11 protein-coding genes and 3 pseudogenes are annotated in these 12,833 nt (G+C 46.9%); 4 read left to right on the top strand and 10 right to left on the bottom strand.

Going from position 1 to position 12,833, the window contains the following annotated elements:
* From K2184_RS03120 to K2184_RS03110, 3 genes and pseudogenes are all read right to left on the bottom strand, one after another.
* Complete coding sequence (locus K2184_RS03120) at positions 1–420, bottom strand: translesion error-prone DNA polymerase V autoproteolytic subunit (RefSeq protein ID WP_004102417.1); 420 nt, start codon at positions 418–420, stop codon at positions 1–3.
* A gap of 985 nt (positions 421–1,405) precedes the next feature.
* Positions 1,406–1,527: pseudogene (locus K2184_RS03115) on the bottom strand (hypothetical protein); the annotation flags it as partial.
* Positions 1,528–1,723: 196 nt separating this feature from the next.
* Entirely contained in the window at positions 1,724–2,131 is a 408-nt protein-coding gene (locus tag K2184_RS03110) for a DUF4354 family protein (protein WP_064372184.1), read from the bottom strand.
* Between the two features lie 524 nt (positions 2,132–2,655).
* On the opposite strand from K2184_RS03110, the gene K2184_RS03105 reads away from it, so the two are divergent.
* Positions 2,656–3,015 (top strand): hypothetical protein, encoded by a 360-nt coding sequence (locus K2184_RS03105; RefSeq protein WP_004102425.1) that lies wholly within the window; start codon positions 2,656–2,658, stop codon positions 3,013–3,015.
* Positions 3,016–3,370: 355 nt separating this feature from the next.
* Here the strand turns inward: K2184_RS03105 and K2184_RS03100 are convergent, their stop codons facing one another.
* The 4 genes and pseudogenes from K2184_RS03100 to K2184_RS03085 form a co-directional block, all read right to left on the bottom strand.
* Positions 3,371–3,724, bottom strand: coding sequence for a nuclear transport factor 2 family protein (locus tag K2184_RS03100; RefSeq protein ID WP_064370137.1), 354 nt, complete (start codon positions 3,722–3,724; stop codon positions 3,371–3,373).
* Positions 3,725–4,143: 419 nt separating this feature from the next.
* A pseudogene (locus K2184_RS03095) lies at positions 4,144–4,423 on the bottom strand (SAM-dependent methyltransferase); the annotation flags it as partial.
* Positions 4,424–4,785: 362 nt separating this feature from the next.
* Complete coding sequence (locus tag K2184_RS03090) at positions 4,786–5,421, bottom strand: DUF421 domain-containing protein (RefSeq protein WP_004102429.1); 636 nt, start codon at positions 5,419–5,421, stop codon at positions 4,786–4,788.
* Positions 5,422–5,430: 9 nt separating this feature from the next.
* On the bottom strand, positions 5,431–5,877 hold the full coding sequence (locus K2184_RS03085) for a DUF3290 domain-containing protein (protein ID WP_004102431.1): 447 nt from the start codon (positions 5,875–5,877) through the stop codon (positions 5,431–5,433).
* Positions 5,878–6,338: 461 nt separating this feature from the next.
* On the opposite strand from K2184_RS03085, the pseudogene K2184_RS03080 reads away from it, so the two are divergent.
* Positions 6,339–6,530 (top strand): annotated as a pseudogene (locus K2184_RS03080) (colicin-like pore-forming protein); the annotation flags it as partial.
* Between the two features lie 276 nt (positions 6,531–6,806).
* Here the strand turns inward: K2184_RS03080 and dcp are convergent.
* A complete protein-coding gene (gene dcp / locus K2184_RS03075) occupies positions 6,807–8,849 on the bottom strand; it encodes a peptidyl-dipeptidase Dcp (protein ID WP_163525523.1) in 2,043 nt (680 codons plus the stop codon).
* 160 nt (positions 8,850–9,009) lie between these two features.
* Here dcp and ydfG point away from each other — a divergent pair, with 160 nt between their 5' ends.
* Both ydfG and K2184_RS03065 read left to right on the top strand, forming a co-directional pair.
* A complete protein-coding gene (ydfG, locus tag K2184_RS03070; RefSeq protein ID WP_004102434.1) occupies positions 9,010–9,759 on the top strand; it encodes a bifunctional NADP-dependent 3-hydroxy acid dehydrogenase/3-hydroxypropionate dehydrogenase YdfG in 750 nt (249 codons plus the stop codon).
* 88 nt (positions 9,760–9,847) lie between these two features.
* On the top strand, positions 9,848–10,534 hold the full coding sequence (locus K2184_RS03065; protein WP_004102435.1) for a GntR family transcriptional regulator: 687 nt from the start codon (positions 9,848–9,850) through the stop codon (positions 10,532–10,534).
* A 51-nt stretch (positions 10,535–10,585) separates the two neighbouring features.
* Here the strand turns inward: K2184_RS03065 and K2184_RS03060 are convergent, their stop codons facing one another.
* Both K2184_RS03060 and K2184_RS03055 read right to left on the bottom strand, forming a co-directional pair.
* Entirely contained in the window at positions 10,586–11,017 is a 432-nt protein-coding gene (locus K2184_RS03060; RefSeq protein ID WP_004102436.1) for a universal stress protein, read from the bottom strand.
* A gap of 268 nt (positions 11,018–11,285) precedes the next feature.
* On the bottom strand, positions 11,286–12,749 hold the full coding sequence (locus K2184_RS03055; protein WP_125286387.1) for a mannitol dehydrogenase family protein: 1,464 nt from the start codon (positions 12,747–12,749) through the stop codon (positions 11,286–11,288).
* Between the last annotated feature and the right edge of the window lie 84 nt (positions 12,750–12,833).

Genomic DNA, 12,833 nt, shown 5'->3' with positions numbered 1-12,833 from the left:
TCAGCCAGCCGCTTTGATGATATACGTCACCACACCGAATACATCCAGCGTGTCCTCGCTACCCACGACGATGGGGGTATAAGCGATATTCATCGGATTGAGCTGAACCCGTGGATGAAGCTGCAGCTTCTTAACGGTGAACTCCCCGTCCACCGCGGCAATCACGATATCGCCATGGACTGCAGTTCTTGAGCTATCCACGACCAGAAGATCCCCCTCACCAATGCCCGCATCCTTCATGCTATCGCCCGCAGCTTTGACAAAATACGTCGCTGAGGGGTGATTGACTAACAGTTCGTTCAGGTCGATTCGTTGTTCAACATAATCCTGAGCGGGGCTCGGAAAACCACATTGAACGAGACAACTGTATAGCGGAAGTGAAAGGACTTCTCGCAGCTCTGCTGGGGTGTAAAAAATCATTGTAAGTATCCGCTCACATAAATACTGCTTATACATACAGTAGATTTAACCCGGCGACATATCAATATAGGTTCCGTCTATCAATTTACCTCACTGTCGTAACATATTGATGTAACGAGTAAGGTAAGTCCTAAAGTGTTCCCGTCGATAAACTGTTTGTTGGTTTTGCCAGCAGTGCGAGGATAAAATTTTGTCGCTATGGTTCTGCCTTCATAGCAAATTGCTCACCTGCAGCTCTTGCATACGGTTCGCAGGTGAGCAAACTGATCCCGCAGGGAAAATGACTTTTCCGCAGTTTGTACCGTGCATTTCTTGATATATCGGCGAACCGTTGCATAATTAAGATAATGCGCATCGTGCCCTTCTTCACGGGATATGCCAGTAGCAGCGCTATTCAACAGGAACCGCTTCTGCAGCTCACCCCCAGTCTGACCAGGCCATCGACACCTTCAGTAATAGCGTTTTTGAATGTTATTCAACAGCTTCATTCTATGAAGGCAGAAACACGTTTTCTCAAAAAAATCTTGAAATGAGGATTTAAGCCCATGAAATATGTATAGTTACAATGATATAGAAATAATTAAAGCCAACCTCGAGTGGATTGTTAATCAAACGACTGCGAATTCCCGGAGCCCCTCAGTTTCCGATCGCAAAACGCTCAACAGCCTTCAGGAGCTCATACAGAGCTATGAAGGGCTACTTGAGTTAATCATCCAGTATGGAATTGCTGTAGTAGATAGGGAAATCATCGAAGGGCTGTCCCTTACAGAGAAGTTTATTGCTAAGGTTAAATCGAATGCGCATGCATTTTAGCCCCCCCAACAGAATCTCCAGGCCAATATTGATGCGTTTAAGGGGTGACGCTGGAGAAGAAAACAAACAAAAACCGGGCTCTGGCACCCGGTTCTCTTTGACTTGATAAAGCGATCGACTCACTCAGCCCGCGGTTTTCCGGCACCGGCTCAATATCAGGATCCTGCCCGCGCTACTGGCGATAACGCTCAGCTAAATTAGATCAGTTCTGTTGCCGCGAGACAACACCGCCTCGCGCAAGCGCTGGCCGTTTTCTCGCGTTAAACTGCCCTGCTCAACGAATCACCGGCAGCCCTGGTCCACTATCTGCTTAATCCAGTCGGTTAACCCGGAAGCCCGCCGCATGCTTATACTTTGCTGGCGAGGAAAAGGAAGGATAAAAAAGGGAGAGCAATCTGTTTTGCTTTAATTATTTATATTAAAGAAAAACAGGCCGCTAAAGGTAAATCCCCTGACCTGTTTATCCGACATTAATAATCCTAAAAAAGAGTTATTTACACTGGGAACCTAAACCAAGTTTGACATAAGGTAATGACAGCATATCGGGTTCAGTACTGGAAAAGTAAATGACGCCAGTGCGGGACTCTCCTGGCTTATATGGGGATAAAAGTTCTAACTGTATCCCATGCCCCATTAAGGTTTTCCCCATATTATCATCGAGGTAAAAACACATTTTATTATCTTTACCAGGAACCAAAGGTTCACTGGAGTTGTTGTTAACCGTAACCTGATATGATAGCAAATGCTCAGCTTTCCCCGTCACGCTGTTCCATACACTTCCGGCCCCCTCTTTCTGCGCATAGATAGTGACGTCTGGGGACTTAACGGCGGAAATCGCCTGTCCGGCGGCCATTAAAGATAGAAACAGACTAAAAATTTTAATTTTCCTGGAGAACATTATAATCCCTCACGCTAAAAACTTAAGAACAGGTACTAACATGACAACACAGCAAGGTTAAGTCACACTCTTGCTATTTACAATACATTTATCGCTTATTTCATCCCTTTAGCTTAAATCTTATAAAAACTCACATTTTGATGTGGGCGCACATCACACAGAACATTTAAATAAGAAAAGAGGGACGTTTGATATTTTATTATAAAGCATGAGATGACTGCCTGCTTTTGTAACAAAATGTATTAGCCATTGAATTACGGAACTCACCAGTTAAATTATAAGCATGGAAATCAGTATCTGACTAAGTAAAAATCATCATTGATTGTGACCTGCCCCATATATTTTTATTCAATGGATGATAAACATAACAAATATAAAAATTGACAACCACGGGTGTTATTTAAATTTGCTTTTTTAAATAACACAATTACAACAATTGATAATATCAAGATACTAAAGGTAAACATTTGCATAGTTATTTTTTGCGGCTTACCCTAAAGCCTCATATCAGGAGTTTATTCCCAATGAAGATATCATTATTAGCATTTATATTTATAACCCTGACCGGCTGTGTGGACCCCGGCCTTGTCGGGATACATCCAGAATTACGCACGAGTTATTTTAATGGTTATAAAAATGAAGTCGCGTCATGCTTACAATCCGCAGCGGTGAACAACGACTTATTGATGCAACAGGATGACTCGCTGCCAGACGGTTCCTATAGATATAACATTCTGGACGCAGGAGGAAACACCGTAGCATGGGTTGATATAGCAGATTTTAGCGGAAAGCAAAGCACCGTAAGTTTTTATTATGCCCGCCATAACAAGGATATGTATGAAGCTATTTCATCAATAATTGCACAGTGTAAAAGGGTGTCTTAAGGATAAAGATTGATTTTGGGGAAGAAAAATCTGCCTCGACAATCCCCCACGCATGACCATTCCCGCCGGGCGTTTTGATGTCCCTACGGTTACCGTCGGCAACGGATCCGTTACTTGCTGCCCGGTAGCTCCGGTTCGGAATTTGGTCAGTTATCGTTGGGGCACCATAGTCGCAGGCGCGCAGCTCGCGATAATCAATGCCATAACCCAGCCAGCAATCTCGTTCCACTTAAAATTAGGCTATGTTTTAATACAGAGTTGATATTATAACAATTTATAAAGGGAAGTTATTACACTTCCCTTAACGAAAATTTTAAGAAATTTGCAAACTATTCACATAGGGTAAATATTTATTTTATTCAATAGGTAAATTGCGCAATTTCAAGAAAGATAGCTTATCCCAGTAGCCTCTTTGAAATAAAATTTTATTATTTACTATTTGAAAAAAACCGCAACCTCTCAAACCGAATGGGTCACGCCACTCTAAAATTGCCCATTGCCCATCTTCGAAAATGTTTTCAACGATACAAACCATTTGTGCGTAAGAAAAATCTTGTTCAAACATTTTCTTTATAGCCTCTTTCCCAACAACTGGCTCATTGGCAACCTGATGGTTTATTGCATTATCATCATATAATTCTGAGATGGTTTCTATATCTGCATTATTAAATGCGTCAACCCATTGGCAAAGTACTTCTTTTGGCTTCATATACTTTAACTCCTCGGTATGTGATAATTTTTATTTTAATTTGCAATATAAAAAAATCTAATTTCATTAATGCATACTACTTTTACAATTAATTTCAAGACAATGTATACATTAAACGCATACAGGTTCTCGAGCTTTAAAATCCATTGCTCTTGCAAAAGCAAGGAATATATTGCATTGAACTACTTGATCTATTTTTGAACCTAATACGAGCATTTCTTTTAAATATCAAAGCAACGGCTCTTGTTGAGATACTGATGGTTTTTAACTATCTGAAATCAAAGATTTAACATTTGCCATAATATGGCCTCTAAATCTTTAAATATACTATTATTATGGTATATCACCAAAAACTATCAACTTCAACATTTATTTAAAACCAGGCCAAAAATTAAAACACCATGAGGATTCAGTACTCAAAATGCCTCTCTAACGCCAGCGCGTAGATCATCTCCCCAGTTGTCCCAATCCAGCTTTCCATATTTTTTTACCGTGCCATCCGTTTGGTCCGACACGTTCAAGATGTGGGGGATCAAAAACCACCACAGAAAACGATGAGGCTTCAAAAGGTAACCTGCGAAAATCGGCGATAATATCGGGGATTATAACCAACTGTCGGCCATCACAAAGGGCATGCCGCTCGGCATGGATATCGCTGAATATGCCGCGCTCGTCATGTTCAGGGAGGCACAACAACATGGCCCTTTGTGTTCAAAACCCCATGCTGATGGCGATAGTCACCATACAAAGACGCGGCGATCTCACCAAAATGAAGTTCTCTGATAAGCGGGGAAGATAATTGCAAATGGCGCTCTGTCAGCAAACCATTTCACCTGGCGCCCTGTTCGCACGGTTAGTAACATGAAAAAAATGGCCAGAACTGATGATGCTACCAATAGCCTATAGCTTTGAAAACGTCCGCTATCCGTCAGAAGCGGATGTTGATGCTAAAGACCTGAGATAGAGGTACACCAGAAATGGCAGCCTCCTGATACTTACCCCTCTACAAAAAATCACCAATATCAGTTGGATGCTGATAACAAGGGCATTAGTTTTGGGTTTTATTTTTCATATCCGTATAAATTGATTCTACCTGATAAATACTCACCTAAATACACTTCACTGATTTTATTGAAGCCTTGCTTTATAACTTCGTTTTCTAACCAGTCACTATTCTTGTTAAGGATTTCGAGCAGATCATGGTTGGCCAAACCATCCACTATGATTGGATAACGTATATTTTCATCACCATTTTGTATAATGGTTAACTGACCATTTTGTTCAAGTATCACTCGTTTAAGCTGTTCTATTTCATAAATACCACTTGCTCTTAATTTGAACATCAAATCATTAGCTGAAACACCATTGCGTAAACATTCCTTAACATTGACACTTCCATTATGAACCAAAGTAATAGGCTTTCCATCAAGAATTCTTTTTACTAACCGATTATTTTCTTTTAAAAACTTAAGAACAAAAACCAGAAAAGTCCATATAATTAATACCAGAACAAATTGTAGTACTGTTATTGATTCATTGTAAATTACGCCACCAATAATCCCCCCCAGCACATAGTTCTGAACCTGATCCATTGCGGATGAAGGGGCCAGATTTCCCTTTCCCATGAGATTTATTTGAACAATTAAGCACAGTATTCCCAGTCCCAACTTTATTATGATAGGTGTATAAATTATCATTTCTATTCCTCAGTTTTTCACGATTTCAACATCTGGGGTTACTAACGAAACCTCTACCAGGCTGTATGTTTTTTGATCCAGACTTAAGTTGACACGATAATAAAAATCATTAATTTTAACGATAATGCCATCCGAAAGTTGTACTGAACTGGAGAATATAGAATTAACACTCACTTTTTTTTCTTGCGACAACAACCTAATAAAGTTGACCATTTGTGATGACCTGGAGTGTATATTTTGGCTATCGGTATAATCTGCATACTGAACACCAGAAATGAAGAGTAAAAATAAGAACGCAATGATCGTTAAGTCACGATATTTAGTTTGTAAACGATGGCGCATATACAGGCTAAAAACAACGATCAGGATAAATAATGTACTAAATATAATAATGTATTTTAAATAATCATTGATATTAGACTGCATTTGTAGATAATCGATGCCATAAAATCTCATAAATTTATAATCCCTAAACCTTCAATACCCCATTTTCGTTATAGTAACGCATAGCCTCTTACAGCCATGATGTTACTTAACAACCAGTAATTATCAGCCATCAGCTGCAATTTGTCATTATCTTTTAAGCCGTAAGTGGAGCATCGATGGATTAAGTATCTGCATATGGGGGGGTTGGCTCATGGAGCATTCTTATTTGGAATGAACAACTTAATCAAAGGTTCAAGCGCGCAGCCGAAGGTTCTTCAAAATTGACCATCCATTTTGCAAAGATCTTCACAAATAAGTCTGGGACTCCCTGCTGAAAACCTTGTGCCGGAAATGAACATTTTGAGGCTACTGATGTAAGTATCCCGTATAATCGTACCATTCACATTTAGAGATCCTCCGTCATAATCAGTCGGCCAACTAGTTTGCCGACCTGTACCTTGAGAACCGGGCGCTAAGTTGAGACTGATAACTGGCATCCTTTCTTTGTTAAAGTGCAGACAATCGCTATCGATTTAGCCGCCACGCATCTCGCAGCATTAGCTTTTGCCGCCGTTTTGTCTGGTCCGGTAGGAGTGCTGGGATGTGGCTTAATTATGGCTGGAATTGGTGCTATCGTTAACGATACCATCGTAGAAGAAGCTAACAAAATTATCGCTATTTAACACCAATTTAGTTTTGTAACTAATACAAAGCTATTATTATTTTATAATGGCTTCCTTCGATTGCAGAACTCTGCAAGCGATGCCAAAGGAATCGCGGATAAGAAATCAAATATATAATACAAAGTAAATTTATAGGTTTCAGTGGCATCAAATGGGCCATGCCTCATGATATTTTGGGGAAAAGTTTTGGCGGGATTTTGGGGAAGAAAAAAATAGACACAAAACCGGGCTCTGCTGAACTGCGCCCGGTCTTCTTCTACTCGCCAAAACGCTCGACTAACTCAGCCCGCGGTTTTCCAGCATCGGCTCAATCTGCGGATCGTGTCCGCGCCACTGGCGATAAAGTTCTGCTAAATCAGTACTATTGCCGCGAGACAAAATCGCTTCGCGGAAGCGCTGGCCGTTTTCACGAGTTAAACCACCCTGCTCAACGAACCACTGGTAGCCGTCATCCGCCAGCATCTGCGTCCACAGATAGGCGTAATAACCCGCGGCGTAGCCGCCGCCGAAAATATGCGAAAAGTAGCTGCTGCGATAGCGTGGCGGCACGGCGGGAAGATCCATTTTCTCCGCATGCAGGGCTGCGGCTTCAAAAGTATCAACGTCATCGGGTAGCTTATCCACGGCTACGCTGTGCCAGTGCATATCCAGCAGTGCCGCCGCGAGCAGCTCACTCATATCGTAGCCTTTATTAAACTTCGCCGCGCGGAACATGCTGTCGCGAAGCGCTGCCGGCATGGCCTCGCCGGTTTGGTAATGCCGCGCATAGTGGGCAAACACCTGCGGCTCGCTGGCCCAATGTTCATAAATCTGCGAAGGAAACTCAACAAAATCGCGTGGCGTATTGGTTCCCGACAGGCTGGCGTACTTCTGGCTGGCAAACAGCCCGTGCAGCGTATGGCCAAACTCGTGAAATAAAGTGATAACTTCATCCCAGGAAAGCAACGCGCTGTGCCCGGCTTTCGGTTTCTGATAGTTACAGACGTTGTAGATAACCGGATGCTGCGCACGCAGGGTGGATTGTTCGACAAATACGCCCATCCACGCCCCGCCGCTTTTGCTATCCCGCGAGAAATAGTCGCCATAAAAAAGTGCGATACCCTCGCCGCTAGCGTCGATGATTTCCCAGACCCGCACGTCAGGGTGATAAACCGGGATATCGAATCGTTCCACAAAGCGAATGCCAAACAGCTGTGTCGCTGCCCAGAATACGCCATCACGCAGAACGCGCTCGAGAGCAAAATAGGGCTTAAGCTGTGCTTCATCGATAGCAAATTTCGCCCGGCGCACCTGTTCTGCGTAATAGAGCCAGTCCCACGCTGCCGCGCGGAAGTCGCCGCCTTCCTGATCGATAACCTGCTGAATATCCGCCAGCTCCTGTTCGGCTCGCGCCCGCGCCGCCGGAGCGATTCGCCGCATAAAGGCAAACGCCTCTGCCGGGGCGCCCGCCATCTGATCGGCCATCGACCAGCTGGCAAAGTCATCTGCGCCCAGCAGTTGCGCTTTGCGCGCGCGGATTGCCGTCAACCGCAGCACCAGCTCGCGTGTGTCATTCGCATCGCCCTTCTGATTTCGCGTCCAGCCAGCTGCAAAAAGATTTTCTCGCGTTTGCCGATCATGCAACGAAAGCAGCGCAGGCTGCTGGGTGGTATTGAGCAGAGAAAGCAGCCAGCGTCCGCTTAACCCTTTCTCCTGCGCGGCTTCTGCCGCTGCGCTTATCTCATCATCGCTGAGACCTGTGAGCTGATGAGCATAATCCACTGCCAGGCCCCCCGATTTTACCGCCGCCAGCAGGCGCTGTTGGAACTGGCTTTGCAGCGCCGCCGCTTCGGTATTCAGCGCGCGCAGCGCCGCTTTTTGCTCTTCCGCAAGCGTGGCTCCCGCAAGGGTAAAGCGTTGCCAGGTTACCTCAAGGAGACGTCTGGACTCGGCGTCAAGGGAGAGCGATTCTCGCCGCTCCCACACCAGCTTCACCCGCTGAAAAAGAGCATCGTTGAGCCAGATATCGTTAGCCAGTTCAGCCAGCTCGGCGGAAAACTGCTCATCGAGTGCCTGAATGGTCGGGTTAGTCTCCGCGCCTGCCATCGCAAAAAAGACGTTGGTTACCCGCGCCAGCAGCTGACCGCTCTGCTCCAGGGCCTCCAGGGTATTGGCAAAATCAGCCGGCTGCGGGTTATTAACGATAGCGGCAATTTCTTTACGCTGGCGACGAACGCCTTCGTCGAAGGCGGGTCGGTAATGGCTGACGTCAACCAGATCGAAACGCGGCGCCTGATAAGGCAGCAGGCTAACGCTGAAAAAAGGATTGTTCTCCGACATCTTCATCTCCTGAAAACGATTATCCTGTAAGATTAGGCAACTCATTGATTGACCGCAATCAATACTCTGTGTATCGACGTCTGACTGATGATTTCCATTACCCGTCGCCGGGATCGCGTGCTATGGTATGAAGACACAAAAAGCGTTGAGGAACAGTAAGATGATTATCCTGGTTACCGGAGCAACCGCGGGTTTTGGTGAAAGCATTACTCGCCGTTTTATCGCTAACGGTCACAAAGTGATTGCCACCGGGCGTCGCGAAGAACGCCTGAAAACTCTTAAGGATGAGCTGGGCGAGAATCTTTATACCGCCCAGCTGGACGTACGCAATCGCGCAGCCATCGAAGAGATGATTGCCGGGCTGCCGGCTGACTGGCAGGCGATTGATGTTCTCGTCAATAATGCCGGGCTTGCGCTGGGTCTTGAACCCGCCCATAAAGCCAGCATTGAAGACTGGGAAGACATGATTGACACCAATAACAAAGGGCTGGTTTATATGACCCGCGCCGTTCTGCCGGGAATGGTTGAACGTAATCGCGGCCATATCATTAACATCGGCTCGGTCGCCGGCGCGTGGCCATATGCAGGCGGTAACGTCTACGGCGCGACCAAAGCGTTTGTGCGCCAGTTCAGCCTGAACCTGCGTACAGACCTGCACGGTACGGCCCTGCGCGTGACCGATATTGAACCGGGCCTGGTTGGCGGAACCGAATTCTCTAACGTGCGCTTTAAAGGTGACGACGCGAAGGCGGGTAAAGCCTACGAGAATACCGAAGCCCTGACGCCGGAAGACGTCACCGAAGCGGTCTGGTGGGTCGCGAACCTGCCAAAACACGTCAACATCAACACCCTGGAAATGATGCCGGTCAGCCAAAGTTTTGCCGGACTGAACGTTCACCGTCAGGGCTAAGCTCCGTGACCCGGCCTGCAGGCCGGGTCTGGGCTGGACGGTAAAAATCCCGTAAAATAGCGCAACTACCTTATAAAAGTAACCATCAATGGCCGCAGAAGCTCAACTGAATCCGACACAGCCCGTAAATCAGCAAATTTATCGTATCCTTCGTCGGGATATCGTCCATTGTCTGATTCCGCCCGGAACCCCGCTTTCGGAGAAAGAAGTCTCCGTGCGCTTTGACGTTTCTCGCCAGCCGGTGCGCGAGGCCTTTATAAAACTGGCTGAAAATGGCCTGATCCAGATCCGTCCGCAGCGCGGCAGCTACGTAAATAAGATCTCTCTCTCGCAGGTACGCAACGGTTGTTTTGTCCGCCAGGCTATCGAATGCGCCGTGGTGCGACGCGCTGCCGGAATGGTGAATGATGAGCAGCTCTACCAGCTTGAGCAAAATCTTAATCAGCAGCGCACGGCGGTTGAGCGCCAGCAGTTAACCGATTTTTTCCAGCTGGATGATGAGTTTCATCAGAAGCTTTCGCAAATTGCCGACTGCCAGCTCGCCTGGGATACCGTTGAAAACATTAAAGCCACCATTGACCGGGTGCGCTACATGAGCCTCGATCACGTCACGCCACCCGATATGATGCTGCGCCAGCATTATGATATTTTCCAGCCGCTGGTGGCCCGCAACCCGGATGCGGTTGAAAAGGCGATGAGCCTGCATCTGCAAGAAATTAGCGAATCCGTGCTGCTGGTACGTCAGGAAAATAGCGACTGGTTTAGCGAAGAGTAAAATGCGTAGCGGCAGAACGTTTCTCTGCCGCCAGAAACAAAATGATCGGTATTATCTGACAACCAAAACCGGTATTTTGGCGTGGCGTAAAATCGACTCGGCGTTAGAGCCCAACAGATGGGTTGATATTCCCGGTTTACGGGAACCAATAACGATAACATCAAATTCTTCATTACTGCTCACCGCCAGGATTTCATCACGTACGTTGCCAAACACCACCCTGGAGTGAATTCGCCCGGCGGGAATCGAGAACAGACGGGATATCGTCTTCATTTTTTTCTCCGACTCCTCGCGCATATAGGCTTCAAACTTACGTATATCAGCCGCAAAGCCGCGCAATATTGAGCTACTGCTGTTCGGCAGAACGTTGAGCAGCGTTATTTCACCTTCATCCGCTGAGGCCAAAAACTCGGCATGACGCACCGCCTTATCACTTAAATCCATTTCAAAAACGTCTACTGGCAACAAAATTTTTTTGTACATAGACCGTTCTCCTTTTTTCTGAGAAAACTTAGTAAGTTAACTCATCATGCCATAGTTACTTCAGCAGGTGAATGATAAATCCCCCAAATAAATACTTTAGAGATTAAAATAAACGCCAATTATTTATACTTAACTGTTGTTAGATAAAGTTATGTATATTCAACGATCTGGATCAAGATTTATTATTTAAACAGCCCTCCCTGAACATAAAAATAGTGTTCAGAAATGGTATGTAACAGTAATGCCGCCATCATCGGCGGCACCATGTTTAGTTCTCCTGAGCCCAGGCGGCAACGGTCGCTTTGGCTCCGTGTTTTTTCAGCGACAGATAAGCGCGCGTAACCTCATTAACAAACCGGGGCTCCTGGCTCAGGTCCTGGCCGAAAATAGCCTCAATGCCCATCAGCGCTTTAACCCGCTCTTCTCCGTCCGCGCTATTTTGGACAGTCTGCTGGATGATCGGCAATAGCGGATCGGAAATTTCAATTTCCTGCCCCCGGTCGTCCACCCCGCTGACGTAGCGCATCCAGCCGGCAACGCCCATCGCCAGCAGCGTAAAGTCGCTGCCATGAACCAGGTGCCAGCGAATCGAATCCAGCATCCGCTGCGGTAGCTTCTGACTGCCGTCCATGGCTATCTGCCAGGTACGGTGCTGCAGCGCCGGGTTGCTATAGCGATCGATCAACAGGCCGGCATAGCGTGCCAGATCAACGCCCTGCACGCTTAGCGTCGGCGCCTGCTCAGTCATCATCAGCGCATGCGCGGCGCGGCGATAGTTGTCGTCCAGCATGCAGTCATTAATATGCTGGTAGCCGGCCAGATAGCCCAGCCAGGCAAGGAAAGAGTGGCTGCCGTTTAGCATACGCAGCTTCATCTCTTCAAACGGCAGCACGTCAGAGACCAGTTCGGCGCCGGCTTTCTCCCATTCTGGACGACCGGCGACAAAGTTATCTTCGATGACCCACTGGCGAAACGGCTCACAGGCGACGCCCGCCGGGTCACGAACGCCGGTAAGCTGCTCAATTTTCTCTAATGTATCGGCCGTTACCGCCGGAACGATGCGGTCCACCATAGTGGAGGGAAAAGTGACATTACGCGCAATCCACTCGGCTAACTCAGCATCGACAGCGTTAGCATAGGCGCAGACGACATTACGCATTACGTGACCGTTTTCCGGCATATTATCGCAGGACATGACGCTGAACGGCGGCAGTCCTGCTGCTTTGCGCCGCGCCAGCGCTTCAACCACCACGCCCGGCGCGGATTTCGGTTGATGAGGATGTTGTAAATCGGCAGCAATTAACGGATGGTCCAGCTGCAGCTGGCCGCTGGCCGGAGAGTGGCAGTAGCCCTTTTCAGTAATGGTCAGTGACACAATCGCGACCTCGGGCTCGCACATTTTCGCCAGTACGCTTTCCAGGCCATCCACCTGGGCATGTATCGCCTGCTTAACCACGCCAACAACGCGAGCGGTCCAGGCATCGGCCGACATTTCCGCGACGGTATAAAGTAAATCCTGCTGCTGCAGGTCGGCAATCTGCTGTTCGCCGCCGATCAGGTTTACCTCAATATAACCCCAGTCGCTGTCGTGCTCCGTCGCCAGAATATCTGTATATACGGCCTGATGCGCGCGATGAAATGCGCCAAAGCCCAGATGGACAATGCGCGGAACGAGACGGTTACGATCGTAGGATGGCAGCGTGGCATGCGCTGTTAAAAGCATATTTTCCATGGTGGCTCTCATATTTATGATTTCTGGATCCCCACATGAAGTGAGAATAGGCTGTTGATATAAACCCTCTCATGCAACCGGTAT

It is taken from the genome of Klebsiella sp. K5-306 (genome assembly GCF_051835185.1).
Taxonomy (GTDB): Bacteria; Pseudomonadota; Gammaproteobacteria; order Enterobacterales; family Enterobacteriaceae; genus Klebsiella; species Klebsiella oxytoca.
This window is presented reverse-complemented; position numbering and strand designations above follow the sequence as displayed.

Bases quoted from the DNA above. Each gene is read 5' to 3' on its own strand.
- K2184_RS03090 (WP_004102429.1), bottom strand. From the start codon at position 5,421: ATGATAATTTATACACCTATCATAATAAAGTTGGGACTGGGAATACTG.
- K2184_RS03055 (WP_125286387.1), bottom strand. From the start codon at position 12,749: ATGGAAAATATGCTTTTAACAGCGCATGCCACGCTGCCATCCTACGAT.
- K2184_RS03100 (WP_064370137.1), bottom strand. From the start codon at position 3,724: ATGAAGCCAAAAGAAGTACTTTGCCAATGGGTTGACGCATTTAATAAT.
- K2184_RS03110 (WP_064372184.1), bottom strand. From the start codon at position 2,131: ATGTTCTCCAGGAAAATTAAAATTTTTAGTCTGTTTCTATCTTTAATG.
- K2184_RS03085 (WP_004102431.1), bottom strand. From the start codon at position 5,877: ATGAGATTTTATGGCATCGATTATCTACAAATGCAGTCTAATATCAAT.
- K2184_RS03120 (WP_004102417.1), bottom strand. From the start codon at position 420: ATGATTTTTTACACCCCAGCAGAGCTGCGAGAAGTCCTTTCACTTCCG.
- dcp (WP_163525523.1), bottom strand. From the start codon at position 8,849: ATGTCGGAGAACAATCCTTTTTTCAGCGTTAGCCTGCTGCCTTATCAG.
- K2184_RS03065 (WP_004102435.1), top strand. From the start codon at position 9,848: ATGGCCGCAGAAGCTCAACTGAATCCGACACAGCCCGTAAATCAGCAA.
- K2184_RS03060 (WP_004102436.1), bottom strand. From the start codon at position 11,017: ATGTACAAAAAAATTTTGTTGCCAGTAGACGTTTTTGAAATGGATTTA.
- ydfG (WP_004102434.1), top strand. From the start codon at position 9,010: ATGATTATCCTGGTTACCGGAGCAACCGCGGGTTTTGGTGAAAGCATT.
- K2184_RS03105 (WP_004102425.1), top strand. From the start codon at position 2,656: ATGAAGATATCATTATTAGCATTTATATTTATAACCCTGACCGGCTGT.